Origin of the sequence: Brevibacterium sp. SMBL_HHYL_HB1 (genome assembly GCF_018208375.1) — a bacterium.
Classification (GTDB): Bacteria; Actinomycetota; Actinomycetes; order Actinomycetales; family Brevibacteriaceae; genus Brevibacterium; species Brevibacterium intestinavium.
In genome coordinates, this window is the sequence record NZ_CP062936.1 from 375537 (window position 1) to 388937 (window position 13401).

Genomic DNA, 13401 nt, shown 5'->3' on the forward strand with positions numbered 1-13401 from the left:
AACAAGCGATGAACTACAGTCACTTGCGCACGGTCTACGAAAAGGGCGGCCCGTACGCCACGGTCTATCTCGAAGGTCGTTCTCCCTCAGCTGACGCTGGTACGCAGATCCGTCTGCGCTGGGAAGAGCTGAGAGAACAGCTGTCGGCAGATGGCGCAGAGGAGTCTGTGCTGGAGACCATCGACTCTGTCGTCCTCGTCGAGGAACCCACAGAAGTCCACACCGATGGCCGGGTCATCGTGGCGAACTCCGGGGGTGTTCTGCTCGACGAGCACTGGGACGCGGCATTGGGAGACGGGGACGCGGCGCATTACACCGAGGTGCCCGAACTCGGAGCCTACCTTCGGCAGGAGTCCCGACAGTTCGACGTCGTTCTCATCATCGCCGGCCAGGACGGAGCGACCGTCCGTGAACTGAGCGTGACCCCGGACCGCGAACGCAGAGAGAACGACGGGGTCCACGTCGCCGGCGACAACGACGAAGAGATCAACAAACCCCGCCGAGGCGCGTACTCGCACAACCAGATCCGACGCCGCGTCGACGAGATCATCAAAGACCATGCGCGCAGCGTCGCCGACTTCGTCGACAGGCTGATCACGGACAATGCACCCGATGCGGTCATTCTGGCCGGAGAGGTCCAAGGCAGAACCGTCGTCAAGGCCGAACTCTCGGTCAGAGCCGAGGAGATGCTGCACGAGATCTCCGAGGGCGGAGACGACGATGAAGGAGCCGAAGAGGCCATCGACGTGGCGATCAGGACCTTGGTGACCAGCCTCGCTGCCGAACGTGAGGCCGAGAACTCGGAGCGACTGGCCGAGAGCAAGGCACACGACCGTGCCGTCGAGGGACGTGCGGAAGTCGAGAAGGCCGTCCAGCGCGGAGCGGTCGCGGTCCTTCTGCTCGACGATGACGACGCCGAAAGGTCCGATGCGGAAGCGGCGATCGTGGCCCAGGCCATCATGTCCTCAGCGGAGATCGGTCTCAACCATGATCCGATGGCCGACGGGATCGGCGCGATCCTCCGCTACGACATCGCAGCAGCACTGGCCGACTGACCCGGTCGGTGCCGCCGAGCCGACGCAACGGCTGACTCGAATGGGGCGGGGCCCTGCCGATGCGGCAGCGTCCCGCCCCTTCGTGTGCCCAGGGTGTCTGACCGAAGCCTTGACGCCTCTCGGCGGCAGCCACTAGCGTGTTCGGAATTATTCCGACAACGTCCACTGATGCGCGAGCTGGTCGCATATCAGCGAATGAGCTGTCGTGTGCGGGAGCACCTCGCGATCGGGGACCCGGTCCACATCCCACAACGATGTGAGAGGGACGAATGGAGTTCGATATGCACAGCAGCCGAACGATGAAGCATGCCACTGCGGCACGAGCGGGTTCGCTCATGGCCATCAGTGCACTGTGTGGAGCTGCGGCGGCAGTGGGCGGGGCAGTCGATCCCGTGCTTGCTTCCGGAAAGGCCTCGGCAGGCTCTTCCTCCGCACAATGCTCGGTCGATAAGCTCGACGGCCCGAACGGGGCGACGAGTTCTGAGGTGACTGCCGGCTCGTCCGACGGGGCGGAACAGGTGGGCTACGCGCGGGTCGACGGTGAGACCGAAGCGACGTGGTGGTCGAACGGTGACGTCAGTGATCTGCTTCCCGATTTCGAGGAGGCCTCTGCCGCCGCTGTCAGTGAGAACATCGTCGTCGGGACCGGAATCAAGCCCGGCGAGGTCGAGCGCAGCTCCTATCTCTACTACGACGGTGAGACGCGCGAGCTCGAAGCGTCGGAGGGCGAGAGGGCTGAAGTCTTCGATATCAACTCGGAAGGAGAGAGCGTCGGTCACGCATCTGACGGGTCTGCGCTGCGATGGAGTCTGGATGCCGAGGACGAACCCCGTGAACTGTCGTCACCGCACGGCCAGGCTCGGGCGCTGAGCATCGACGATGCCGGAACGGTCGGCGGCAGTGCCGAGAGCGAAGACGGCGTAACCGTTCCCGTGATCTGGAACTCCGACGGTGAGTACCGGGAGCTGCCCGTGCTCGACGGCGCTGAGCACAGCGTGGTCTCCAGCATCAGCGGTGACTTCGCCATCGGAACCTCGGGGTCGAGCCCGGACGGCAGCCCGGGTGTGCTGTGGAACCTGGCCGAAAACACCGTGACAGAGCTTCCGGAGTCGATTGACGCGAACGACGTCAACGGCTCGGGCGCCGTTGCGGGCACTGCCGAGGACGGCTCCGCAGCTGTCGTCGACGGCGAAGAAGTCACTGAACTGCCGGACCTGGCCGCCGGCGCGTCCAAGGCCGAGACGATCGCCGAGTCGGGAGAGGTGGCCGGAGCCAGCCGCGACGCAGCGGGCAACTGGCACGCGGTCATCTGGACCGGCTGCTGAGGAGCGTCCGGAGGGCACGTCTCGAATCCGCCCGTTGACCTTTCCGCCGCGTCAACCGATACGGTCGAACCACGATAGGCAGAAGGGAAGCAGCTCCATGGGCAAGAGAAGGATTCAATCGCCGATGTCCGCCGCCGATAAACGAGAGCAGTGGGGAGAATTCGCCGACAGGGAACACGAGCTTCTCGACGAGGCAGAAGCCCGTTGGGGCGACACCGCGGCATATGACGAGGCTGCTCGAAACGTGTCCGCCTACACCAAAGAGGATTGGAAACGGATCAATGCCGGCAATGCGGCCATCGAGCGCCGAATCCGGCACCTCATGGACGTCGGAGCACACCCGAGCAGCGAAGAAGCGATGGACGTGGCTGAGCAGCAGCGGTTGCACATCAGTCACTGGTTCTACGCGATGGACCATGCCTTCCATGTGCAGAAGAGCGAGCTATACGTTCAGGATCCGCGGTTCCGCGCAGGTATCGAGAAGAACACCCGCCCCGGCGCGGCTGAATGGCTGCAGGCGGCGATCACTGCGAACGCGGCGCGTGCTCGAAGCGAGGGGTAGGTTTCTTCTGCTCCTTCTGCTCTCCTGCTCGAGCCTGTGACAGCGGTTCACTCGGCTTCGGTCTTCATCTGGTCATAGGCCGCCAACGCTGCCTGACGCGACTGTCTGAGATCGACGATCGGTTCCCGGTCCTCGGGTGAGTCCCCTGCAGGCGGGAGACCGCCCGGACCGCGACCGAGCCATCTGTCGATGTACTCGTCATCGGGGTCGAAGCGCTCGCGCTGTCGTTTGGGGTTGAAGATCCTGAAATAGGGGGCCGCATCTGCTCCGCACCCGGCCACCCATTGCCACGACACCGGGTTGTTGGCCTCATCGGCGTCGACGAGCGTGTCCCAGAACCACTGTTCGCCGTGCCACCAGTGGACGAGCAGGTTCTTCGTGAGGAAACTTGCCGTGGCCATCCTCACCCGGTTGTGCATCCACCCGGTCTGCCACAGCTGCCCCATGCCCGCGTCGACGAGCGGAATGCCGGTCGTCCCGTTGCGCCAATGCTCGAGTCCGTCGGCATCGTCCTCGTAGGGGAAGTGGGCGAACTCCGACCGGATCGGAACGGACTCGAGGTGAGGTATGTGATAGGTCAGATGCCAGGAGAACTCCCGCCAGTACAGCTGTCGGATCCACGCGTGACGGTCGTCCTCACTCACCGTCGGCAGATCCTGTGCGGCCCGCAGCGCCTGCCTCGGCGAGATCTCACCGAAACGCAGCCGCGGCGACAGGCCGGAGGTGGAATCGGGCTCGCCGGGGAAGTCATGGGAGTCGGCGTAGTCGTCGACGCCCTCGGCCAGTCGGCGCAGACTCTGCGCCGCCGCCCGGCAGCCGGGGCTCCAGTGCTCGGCCACAGTCGTTCGCCACCAGGGCGGGGTCCGGGCCGAAGCGAAATCGCCCGAGCCGGTTGCCGTCCCGTCCAGCAGGCCGAGACCGTCGAGGTCGCTCGCCCAATCGTGTGCCCGAGCCGATTCCAGCCATGAGTCGGAGGGCGGTGTCTGCGCGTTCGGGGCGGGCAGAACCTGTCCGACCTCATGATCACGGGTGGCCTTGAAGAACGGGGTGAAGACCTTGTAGAAGTCACCGCCCTGCGGGCTGGTCGTCCACGGTTCGACGAGCACGGCACCGGGATGGGAATGCACGGCGACACCGGCCTCGGTCAGGCGGGCCTCGATCCGTGCATCGAGGCTGCGGGAGGCCGGAGCCAAACGGCGTGACCAGCGAACGGAGTCGATGCCCAGATCATCGACGACCTGACAGACAATGTCCTCGCCCCGACCGGCGGCGAAGAGCAGCGGGATGCCGAGTTCGGACAGTTCAGCCTCGAGGACCCGCAGGGACTCGTGCGCCCACCACCGGGCGGCCGTGCCCAGCGGACGCGGTCCCAGACCGGAGGCGTCGCGAGACTCCCGGAGCCAGATCCCGACCACGCGACCGTCCGCGCGGGCCGCAGTCAGGGCCTCGTGGTCATCGACGCGCAGGTCGTCACGGAACCAGACAAGGGTCAGGGATTCGCGGCCGACGGTCACGCCCGGGAACGCTGCGCATCGTGGGCTCGGCTGCGGTGGTTCATCCTGGTCTCGGCACTCGTTCCGCGTGACTGAGAGCTTCGCCGCGGCCGGGCCGGACGTGCCGCCTGATCGCCTCCGGCGCTCCTGGCACGGCCCAGGCGACGGCCCTCGGAGCTGCGGTTCTGCTGAGCCTGGCCGCTGGAGTTCGCCTGGCCATTCTGAGCGCTCTCGGCAGAGCGATTGTCGCGGGGCCCAGCCGACTGACCGGCACGGCCGCCGCGCCTGCGGCGGGGCCGGCGCTTGCGTCCCTGACCTGAGGCGCTCGCCTGGTCGGAGGATCGGCCGGACTGCTCGGGTCGGCGGGCCGGTTCCTTCGGCTGCGGGGCGACGTAGTCGGCGACCTCACCGACGAGCTCGGCCACCTCGGGGGAGTCGGCCGTGACCTTCTGCGGGGTGGCCTTGATCGCGGCCTTGCGCAGCAGGGTAAGGGTGTCCTTGCGCTGATCGGGGGTCATGACCGTGACCACATCCCCGGCGCTGCCGGCACGGGCGGTGCGGCCCGAACGGTGCAGGTAGGCCTTGTGCTCGGTCGGAGGATCGACGTGGACGACGAGTTCGACGGAATCGACGTGGACTCCGCGGGCGGCGATGTCCGTGGCCACGAGCACCTTCGCATCTCCGCCCATGAACGCGGCGAGGTTGCGGTCGCGGGCGCCCTGGGACAGGTTGCCGTGCAGGTCGACGGCCGGGATGCCGGCGGCGGTGAGCTGTCGGGCGAAGCGCTTGGCCCGATGCTTGGTGCGGGTGAAGAGGATCCGACGGCCCGTGCCCGAGGCGAGCTTGTGGACGAGTGCGTTCTTGTCATCGACGTCGACTTCGTACACGTGGTGGGTCATGGCCGAGACGTGCGAGGTCGGTTCGTCCACGGAGTGGAGGACTTCGTTGTGCAGGAAGCGCCGGACGAGTTTGTCGACGTCGTTGTCCAGCGTGGCCGAGAAGAACATCCGCTGCCCGTTCGTCGGAGTCTGCTTGAGGATGCGGGTGACTCCGGGCAGGAAGCCGAGGTCGGCCATGTGATCGGCCTCGTCGAGGATGGTGACCTCGATGTGATCGAGGCTCAGCAGCTCCTGCTGCAGCAGGTCCTCGAGGCGGCCGGGGCAGGCCACGACGATGTCGACGCCGGCGTTCAGGGCGTTCTCCTGCCGCTTCTGCTTGACGCCGCCGAAGATCGTCGTCGTCTTCAGCCCGGCGGCATGAGCCAGCGGGTCGATGACAGCGGTGATCTGGGTGGCGAGCTCACGGGTGGGAGCGAGGACGAGCCCGCGGGGCCGGCGGACCCCTGCCTGGCCGGTCGGCGAGGCGGCCAGCCGGGCGACCAGCGGAATGGAGAAGGCCAGGGTCTTGCCCGAACCGGTCTTGCCGCGGCCGAGCACATCCCGGCCGGCCAGAGTGTCGGGCAGAGTGTCCTGCTGGATCGGGAAGGCCGCGGTCTTGCCCTCGCGGCTGAGCGTCTCGGTCAGCTTCTTCGGAACTCCGAGTTCGGCGAAGGTGACTTTCGAGGTGGTCTTCCCGGCGGTGGTACGGGGGTTGGTGCGTGTCTGTGCGTTGGTGATGGGGTGGCCCTTCGACGTGCCGGAGGGCGTGCCCGTGCCGTGGATGGTGGCAGGCCGCCGATTCCGGTCATGGAATGAGCGCTGTCGGCGCTCTCGATCGCCGAGAGAAAACGGCTTCGCAAAACATGCGCGGGTGATCGTCACCCAGCTGCAGAGACGAGGCGTCCTGACGACGCAGGGAACCCGAGGACGGGTTCACAAGTGTCTTCAGTCTACATCCTTCTGCTCCGACGGCCGAGACGCGGGTGGGTGTGAGGTCTGTCCCCACTTCGCGATCGAGCACCGCCGAGACGACAGGGGGTTGTCGGGTCTCGGCAGCCGGGCCACACTGACCAGTGAGGCCATATCGGATCGCTCGCCCGTGTCTCGGGCGGGAAGGAGAGCAGCTGTGAACAATGGCGTCGAAGTTGTCCCGACCGAACCAAGGGCCGTCGCCGAGGCGGCCGTGGAGGTGATCTGCCGATGAAGGCAGTCGTCTACAGAGGGCCACGCGAAGTCGCCGTCGAGGAGGTCGACGATCCGAGGATCACCGACCCCACGGATGTGATCGTCCGCATCACCTCGACGGCGATCTGCGGTTCGGACCTGCACATGTACGAAGGTCGCACGGACGCCGAACCCGGCATCACGTTCGGCCACGAGAACATGGGAATCGTCGAGGAGGTGGGAGAGGGCGTAGCCACGGTCAGGGCCGGTGACCGCGTCGTGCTTCCGTTCAATGTCGCCTGCGGCTTCTGCGACAACTGTCGGGCCGGAAAATCGGCCTTCTGCCTCACCGTCAATGAGCCCGGAACCGCCGGCGGCGCCTACGGCTATGTCGGAATGGGCCCCTACGGAGGAGGGCAGGCCGAATACCTGCGCGTGCCCTTCGCCGACTACAATTGCGTGCCGTTGCCGGCGGGCGAGGAACACGAAACGGACTTCGCCATGCTCGCCGACATCTTTCCCACCGGATATCACGCCACGGAGCTGGCCGGAGTGAAGCCGGGTGAGACGGTCGCCGTCTACGGGGCCGGGCCCGTCGGGATCATGGCCGCCTACTCGGCCCGCCTCAAAGGCGCCAGTCGCATCTTCGTCGTCGACCATGTGCCCAACCGGCTGGAGCTCGCCGGAGAACTGGGCGCCGAACCGATCAACTTCGACGACGGCGACCCCGTCGACCAGATCTCCGATGCCCTGGGCGACTACGGCACAGACCGCGGCATCGACGCCGTCGGGTACCAGGCCACAGTCGCCAGCGGAGAGGAACAGCCTGCCACGGTGCTCAACCAGCTGGTCGGCACGGTGCGACACACCGGCGGCATCGGAGTCGTCGGTCTCTATCTGCCCTCCGACCCGGGAGCCCCCGACGAACACTCGGCCAAGGGCGAACTCCTGGTCAGGATCGGCCGGCTCTTCGAGAAGGGACAGACGCTGGGCACCGGCCAGGCCGATGCCAAGCGCTACGCCCACAGACTGCGCGACCTCATCATCGCCGGACGCGCCGAACCGGGATTCGTCGTCTCCCAGGAGCTGCCGCTGACCGACGCCCCGGACGCCTATGCTCGATTCGACCGACGCGAAGAAGGCTACTCGAAGGTGGTGCTGCACCCCGGCAGCGACTGAACCATCGCAGCCTCTGCGCGCTGCCCTAGGCGGTTCTGCGCACCGGAGGCTGCGGCGGTGAGGGCTCGGCATCGGCGCTGAGCTCGGTGGCATCGACGAGGGTGCGCTTCTCGGCCTCGAGCGAACTCATGTCCGCCTCGGAGACCTCGGTCAGCTCGGCGGTCACGGCCGCTTCGGCGGTTGCGGCCGCCTCGGCGCCCGAGGCGATGACCGGTTCGGCCGGCTGCAGGTTCCGTCTCCTCCGATGACCGGTGGCCCAACCGGCCACCGTCACCGAGGCCCAGCCGATGCCCATCCCGGCGATGTCGTCGAGGATGTAATGCCAGCCGAAGTAGAGCGTGGCCAGAATGGTCACGCCGAAGAAGACCCAGGTGATCGTGCGGAGGAGTCGACTCTGGTTCGTGCGCATCATGAACAGGGCGGCGGCGAAGGTCACGGAGACGTGGAGTGAGGCGAACGCAGCCACACCCTGGATGGACTCGCTGCCGGCCGGGTTGCTGAGGAACTCGAGCCGGGTGGCGATGAGCACATCCTGCAGTTGGCTGACCCCGGTGTCGGGCAGGCTGCTGTAGAGCTCGGGACGGGCGAACGCCGGGCCGAGCGAGGGCAGCATGTAGTAGCTGATCGTGCCGAGCACCCAATTCAGGCACAGTGTCGTCGCATACCAGGCCCCGACGGCGTGATTGCGGCTGAGGACGAGGAACGCGCCGAGGCTGATCGGGATGAGCGGAAGATAGGCGAGGTAGGCGATCGAGAGCAGATTCGCCATGATCTCGGTGCCGAAGAGATCGTGCAGGAGCACCGCCGGGTTGTTGCCCCCGCTGAGCCAGTGGTCGAGCTGCAGCAGCTGGTGGTCGTAGAGGGTGCCTTCGCGGTAGACGGGCAGATCGCTCTTGAGATTGCGGTAGGCGACGTAGCAGATGTAGAAGGACAGCAGTCCGGCACCGATGCACAGCACCCGGTGCCTGTTCCACTCCGTCTTTGCGACCTCGACGACGGCGGCCGGGATATTTCGCCACCCGCTTCTTCGCACCGCCTCGACGATGAGTCCGCCGCCGACGAATCCGAGGGCCAGGAGCGGCAGACGGATGTATGAGGGTCCGAGGAAGCCGTCGGGATCCTTCAACGGCAGATCGAGATAGAGCGAAGAAGCCACGGCGACCGCTCCGACGAGGAGCGAGAGCGCCATGGCGAAAGTATAGGGCCAACGTCGCAATCGAGTCATCGAGGACACACTAATGGCTCAGTCTAAGCACTTCGTCGGATTTCTCTCGATGTCGCCTGACAGGAGCGGGGTCAGAGCCGTTCAGAGCCGGGACATGGGCAGAAGCCCTCAGCCCGATGTGTGTCTGCTGGCAGTAGCCTTGAGGCCATGACAGATCGTTCGCTCAACGCGGCTCCGAGGCGGTGGCGCATCATCAAGCACGTCCTGCAGCGCCTGCTCGAGGACGAGTGCCTCGACCGCGCCGCCGGGCTGGGCTTCTACGCTCTGCTGTCCGCGGCCCCGGCGATCCTGGCGATGGTCTCCCTGCTCGGCGTGGTCGGCGAAGCCGAAGCGACCACCGAGGCGGTGCTGTCCCTGGCTCACGATGTCTCGGCCGAGGCCGCCTCGGCGATTCGCCCCTTCATCGTCGAACTCACCGAGTCCTCCTCGGCCGGCGCCACACTCATCGGCAGCCTGGCCCTGGCGATCTGGTCGTCGTCGAAGTACATCGGCGCATTCGGTCGTGCCCTCAACACCGTCTACCGGGTGGAGGAGAGCCGACCCTATTGGAAGTTCAAGCCGCTGATGCTGCTGATCACCGTGGTCACGCTCATCGTCATGGCCGCCCTGGGGCTGCTGCTCGTGCTGTCGGGGCCGATCGCGGAATCGCTCGGTGAGCTCATCGGCATGGGGCCGACGGCCCTGCTGATCTGGAACGTGGTGAAATGGCCGGTCTTCGTCTTCTTCGTCATGCTGCTCATCGCCGTGCTCTACTATGTGACTCCGAATGTGAAGCAGCCGAAGTTCCGGTGGGTCAGCCTCGGCGCGCTCATCGCTCTGCTGGCCCTTGTGGTCGTGTCATCCTGCTTCGTGCTCTACATCAACAACTTCAGCAGCTACAACGTCACCTACGGGTCGATCGGGGGAGTGATCGTCGGACTCGCCTGGGTGTGGATGGTCAACCTCGCCCTGCTGCTGGGCGCCGAATTCGACGCCGAGATCGGACGCGACCGGCAGCGGAGGGCCGGGGCCGCTGCGCACTGAGTGCGCACGCCCCCTACCGTGTTGAGCGAAACGATGTCAGCATAGTGGCGTAGTCGAGAAAGGACGGTTTCCATGTCAGACGCAGGCGAGAAGGACGAGAAGGCTCCGACCGGGGTGCCGGAGGAGGCCAGGGAGGATCTGGCGGAGAAGCCCGGCACCGATTCGGTCGACAAAGAACACGAGGACGAACTGGTCGATGAGTGGGAGGACGAGTCGTTTCCGGCAAGTGACCCACCAGCGCACTACTGAAGTCCGCGAACGGATGGCCCGGCCCCTGGATTCAGGGAGACCGGGCCATTGCTGTCTCAGAACCTCAGCGCGGGTCGGCGGCGACGGCCGATGAGGACTGTCTGTCTCATTCGTCGATGATGACTCTGGAGACGACGTCGGAGCTGTTGAGGATCCGCACCTCTCGAGGGTCGTCGACGAGGACTTTGAGGAAGCCCGAGGGAGTCTCGATGACATAGCCGTCGAGCGTCTCTTGGTCTGTCTCGATCTGCTCGTGGAGCATCCAGGGCGTATCGATGAGCGTCGACATGGCCAGGGCGGCGATGATGGCGAGCACCCCTGTGGCTCTCAGCAGTCCGACGATGCTCTGTCACCTGTAGCCGTGCTTCCAGAAGATGCGCATCAGCGTGAGGACCGCGCCGAGTGCGGTTGCGCCGATGAGCAGCCACCACATATGGAAGGTGAGGATCAGTGCTGTTGTGGCCGTGCCGAGGAACACGACGAAGAGCACACGCCCGATGATCCGAGGATTCTTGTCGAGCAGGCACCACACGAACTCGACCACCGACAACGGCAGGATGAACATGATCACGATCGCTGTGACCGTGGGCCTGGCGAACAGCGTGCCCAGAACCGCGCCGACCGCATCACTGAAGTTGATCGAATCCGCCACATCGCTGGCCACCGGCCAATCCCAATGCGCGATCGCCATGATGCGCACGAGCAGGAAGAGCACGACCGCACCGCCGGCGATTCCGGCGTCCCGGACGAACGGGATGCTCGGCCGCGGGGAACTGTCAGTGCCCGGCTCGTTCTCAGTCGGTTCTGCCATGCGCCTGTCCGCTCCTCCCTCTATCGACGCCCGAACAGCATCCTATTGCCTGCGGGATCGTCAGCCCTGAGTGGGATCGACCGACCACGGAGGCCGCCGTCCCTGACTGGCGCCGCCGGCCGCCGGTTCAGAGGTGAGCGGCCGCGAAGCCGGCGCTGCGGGTGAGAACGTCTCCGGCATCGTCGAGCATCCGACCGAAGTGGAGGAAGGAGTGGAGCACTGCCGGGTACAGGTGGTAGTCGACCGGTGTCCCGGCCTCCTCGAGCCGCACATGCAGGGCCTCACTGTCATCGCGGAGAGGATCGAGCCCGGCCGCGGCGATGAAGACCGGGGGAAGACCGGCCAGATCGGCCTCGAGGTGATCGACATAGGGTGAGGAGGCATCGGCGGAGGAGGAGAAGTGCTCCGTGGTGATCGAGTCGAGATCCTCGCGGCTCATGCCGTCCCAGCCGCCGCCGTAGAGGCGCCTGCTCGCGGAATCGACGAGGCCGTGCCCGCCGTAGAAGAGCAGCAGGGCGCGGAGACAGGAGAAGGTCCGCGGATCGAGGCCGATGCCTGCCGGGCCGTCGCGCAGCAGCAGAGCCGCACCGAGGGTGAGCATGGCTCCGGCGGAGTCGCCGCCGATCGCCAGCGTTGAACCGTCGATCCCGAGAGCCTCCCCGCTGCGGGCGAGACGGTCGATCACGCCGGCCACCTCGTGCAGGGCCTGCGGGAACTTCGACTCCGGGGACAGCGAGTAGTCGACGCCGATGACTGCGGCTCCGCTCTCGGCGGCGATGACCCGCATGATCCGATCATGGGTGTCGAGGTCGCCGACGATGAAGCCGCCTCCGTGGAGGAAGACGATCCCGGGCAGGATCGCCTCGGCGGTGGGGCGATGGATGCGGATGGGCACCTGGGCACCGGCGGTGTCGATGACCTCGTCGACGGTGTGAGCCATCAGCGGTCCGCCCTCGTTCCAGAAGGAGCGTTCGGCCCGGTATTCGGCTCGCATCGCCGCCAGCCGCGCGGTGTCAGCGTCCATATCGGCACTGATCGCGCGTCGTCCCGCCTGTGCGCATTCCTCGGCTCGTGTCGCCTGCAGGTCGAGCACGGCCCGCATCTGGTCGGTCATCGCTGAGAGGATGAATGCGGGGATCTCGGTGCTGTCGGTTGCGGGCTCAGCGGCTTCGGTCATGTTCGCCTCCGTGTGTCGGTCTGGTGGAACGGCCCCGCAGGCGGCTGAGGCGTCTCTCATGAGGCTGACAGTTCGACCCCACTCTAACTGGACTGTCGTTCAGCATGTGAGATCCGCGGTGAGCCGATCGTCGCGGCGCGCTCGCCGGTGGGGCGCTCATTGTCCGACGGGCATGGAATAACTCATCGGCGGCGACGTTATGAGATTGGGTGTGCGGCTGCGCACTTGAGAGGTTCGAGTAGGAGCGAGCATTTGACCGAGCACATGCGCAGGCACGAATCCGACCATGAGATCCCGTGGTCTCTGCCGATCGTCGTCCGCCGGTCGAAGACGAACATGGCCCGCCACATCGACGTCCTCGAAGCCACCGCCAGGGCCGTGGTGACGTTCCTCGACGACCCGCGATCCCAGCCCGGCGGGGACTGGCACGAGGCCGTCGACTATTGGCGCGACGGCGCCATCCGCAAGGTGGTGCGCCGCGGGGACGGGAAGAAGCTCGAGGATGCTCGCGCACTCGGATGCGTGAGCGTGAGCTTCGGCGGTGATGCGGACTTCGCTCCCGCCGAAGCGTTCGTCTTCCCGCCCGGACCCGTCGAACCCCTGCCGAAGGAGCTGAAGAAGCTGCAGGTGGGCGGGACCGAGTTCCCCGATGAGGGGGAGAGCCTGGTCCCCGTCGCCGAGGCGGTCGTATCCATCGAACTCTCACCCAAGCTGACGCTGACGACGGGCAAGGCCGCCGCCCAATGCGGTCACGCCGCGCAGCTCGCGTTCGAACAGATGCCGACCGCGATGCGCGACCGCTGGCGCGATTCGGGCTTCAGCCTGCGCGTGAGCACGGCGACGCAGGCCGCATGGGACGCGAACGAGCAGCAGATCAGCGTCACCGACGCCGGCTTCACCGAGGTCAACGGCCCGACGGAGACCGTGAGAGCTTCGTGGTGAGGGGCACCGGGCGCGTAGCGATCACCACGCGCCCGGTCGTGAGGGCCTGTGTCGCTCACTCCTCGTCGAGTTCTTCGAGTTCCTCTTCGGTCAGTGGGCGCGTCTTCGTTCCGTTGCCGAATTCGTCGAGGTAGATCATGTGCTTGACCAGCTCGCCGGTCTCTTCGTCCTCGACTTCGATGATGTCGCCGGGGCGGGTGGCTGGCTGGTAGAAATCTTCATTGACACCGGTCATCGTGACCACCTCCTACAGGTGCTTTGACCATACGTCACTGTGATCTGAGTCTCAAGGAATTGTGCTGGTCGAACCCGGGAATC

14 protein-coding genes are annotated in these 13401 nt (G+C 66.1%); 7 read left to right on the plus strand and 7 right to left on the minus strand.

The genetic code is table 11. The features are described from left to right. Nucleotides 1-8 precede the first annotated feature (8 nt). The 3 genes from IG171_RS01795 to IG171_RS01805 all read left to right on the plus strand — a co-directional run bounded on the left by IG171_RS01795 (nt 9) and on the right by IG171_RS01805 (nt 2942). Nucleotides 9-1055 (plus strand): Vms1/Ankzf1 family peptidyl-tRNA hydrolase, encoded by a 1047-nt coding sequence (locus tag IG171_RS01795; RefSeq protein ID WP_212129425.1) that lies wholly within the window; start codon nt 9-11, stop codon nt 1053-1055. A 281-nt stretch (nt 1056-1336) separates the two neighbouring features. Continuing rightward, a complete protein-coding gene (locus tag IG171_RS01800; RefSeq protein ID WP_212129426.1) occupies nt 1337-2380 on the plus strand; it encodes a hypothetical protein in 1044 nt (347 codons plus the stop codon). A 124-nt stretch (nt 2381-2504) separates the two neighbouring features. After that, nucleotides 2505-2942: a TipAS antibiotic-recognition domain-containing protein gene (locus tag IG171_RS01805; protein ID WP_212129427.1), complete on the plus strand. Its 438-nt coding sequence runs from the start codon at nt 2505-2507 to the stop codon at nt 2940-2942. A 47-nt stretch (nt 2943-2989) separates the two neighbouring features. Here IG171_RS01805 and IG171_RS01810 read toward each other — a convergent pair whose 3' ends face one another. Then, entirely contained in the window at nt 2990-4456 is a 1467-nt protein-coding gene (locus tag IG171_RS01810) for a deoxyribodipyrimidine photo-lyase (RefSeq protein WP_212129428.1), read from the minus strand. Beyond that, the gene (locus IG171_RS01815) at nt 4453-5958 is read right to left on the minus strand and encodes a DEAD/DEAH box helicase (RefSeq protein WP_249204371.1); all 1506 of its coding nucleotides are present in this window, start codon (nt 5956-5958) and stop codon (nt 4453-4455) included. Before IG171_RS01815 ends, IG171_RS01810 begins: the two co-directional genes overlap by 4 nt. A gap of 555 nt (nt 5959-6513) precedes the next feature. On the opposite strand from IG171_RS01815, the gene IG171_RS01820 reads away from it, so the two are divergent. Then, nucleotides 6514-7656, plus strand: coding sequence for a glutathione-independent formaldehyde dehydrogenase (locus IG171_RS01820; protein WP_212129430.1), 1143 nt, complete (start codon nt 6514-6516; stop codon nt 7654-7656). A 25-nt stretch (nt 7657-7681) separates the two neighbouring features. Here IG171_RS01820 and IG171_RS01825 read toward each other — a convergent pair whose 3' ends face one another. Further along, entirely contained in the window at nt 7682-8845 is a 1164-nt protein-coding gene (locus tag IG171_RS01825; protein WP_212129431.1) for a phosphatase PAP2 family protein, read from the minus strand. Nucleotides 8846-9028: 183 nt separating this feature from the next. Here IG171_RS01825 and IG171_RS01830 point away from each other — a divergent pair, with 183 nt between their 5' ends. After that, complete coding sequence (locus IG171_RS01830; RefSeq protein ID WP_212129438.1) at nt 9029-9904, plus strand: YihY/virulence factor BrkB family protein; 876 nt, start codon at nt 9029-9031, stop codon at nt 9902-9904. 72 nt (nt 9905-9976) lie between these two features. Beyond that, the gene (locus IG171_RS01835; RefSeq protein ID WP_212129440.1) at nt 9977-10153 is read left to right on the plus strand and encodes a hypothetical protein; all 177 of its coding nucleotides are present in this window, start codon (nt 9977-9979) and stop codon (nt 10151-10153) included. A gap of 106 nt (nt 10154-10259) precedes the next feature. Here IG171_RS01835 and IG171_RS01840 read toward each other — a convergent pair whose 3' ends face one another. The 3 genes from IG171_RS01840 to IG171_RS01850 form a co-directional block, all read right to left on the minus strand. Continuing rightward, the gene (locus IG171_RS01840) at nt 10260-10469 is read right to left on the minus strand and encodes a hypothetical protein (RefSeq protein ID WP_212129442.1); all 210 of its coding nucleotides are present in this window, start codon (nt 10467-10469) and stop codon (nt 10260-10262) included. 33 nt (nt 10470-10502) lie between these two features. Continuing rightward, nucleotides 10503-10964, minus strand: a complete 462-nt coding sequence (locus tag IG171_RS01845) for a hypothetical protein (protein ID WP_212129444.1) — start codon at nt 10962-10964, stop codon at nt 10503-10505. Between the two features lie 127 nt (nt 10965-11091). Beyond that, nucleotides 11092-12141, minus strand: a complete 1050-nt coding sequence (locus IG171_RS01850) for an alpha/beta hydrolase fold domain-containing protein (RefSeq protein WP_249203953.1) — start codon at nt 12139-12141, stop codon at nt 11092-11094. Nucleotides 12142-12393: 252 nt separating this feature from the next. On the opposite strand from IG171_RS01850, the gene IG171_RS01855 reads away from it, so the two are divergent. Beyond that, nucleotides 12394-13083, plus strand: coding sequence for a peptidyl-tRNA hydrolase (locus IG171_RS01855; RefSeq protein ID WP_249203959.1), 690 nt, complete (start codon nt 12394-12396; stop codon nt 13081-13083). Between the two features lie 55 nt (nt 13084-13138). Here IG171_RS01855 and IG171_RS01860 read toward each other — a convergent pair whose 3' ends face one another. Next, nucleotides 13139-13318 carry a hypothetical protein gene (locus IG171_RS01860; protein WP_212129446.1) on the minus strand — a complete coding sequence of 60 codons (180 nt, stop codon included), beginning with the start codon at nt 13316-13318 and terminating at the stop codon, nt 13139-13141. Nucleotides 13319-13401: the final 83 nt, after the last annotated feature.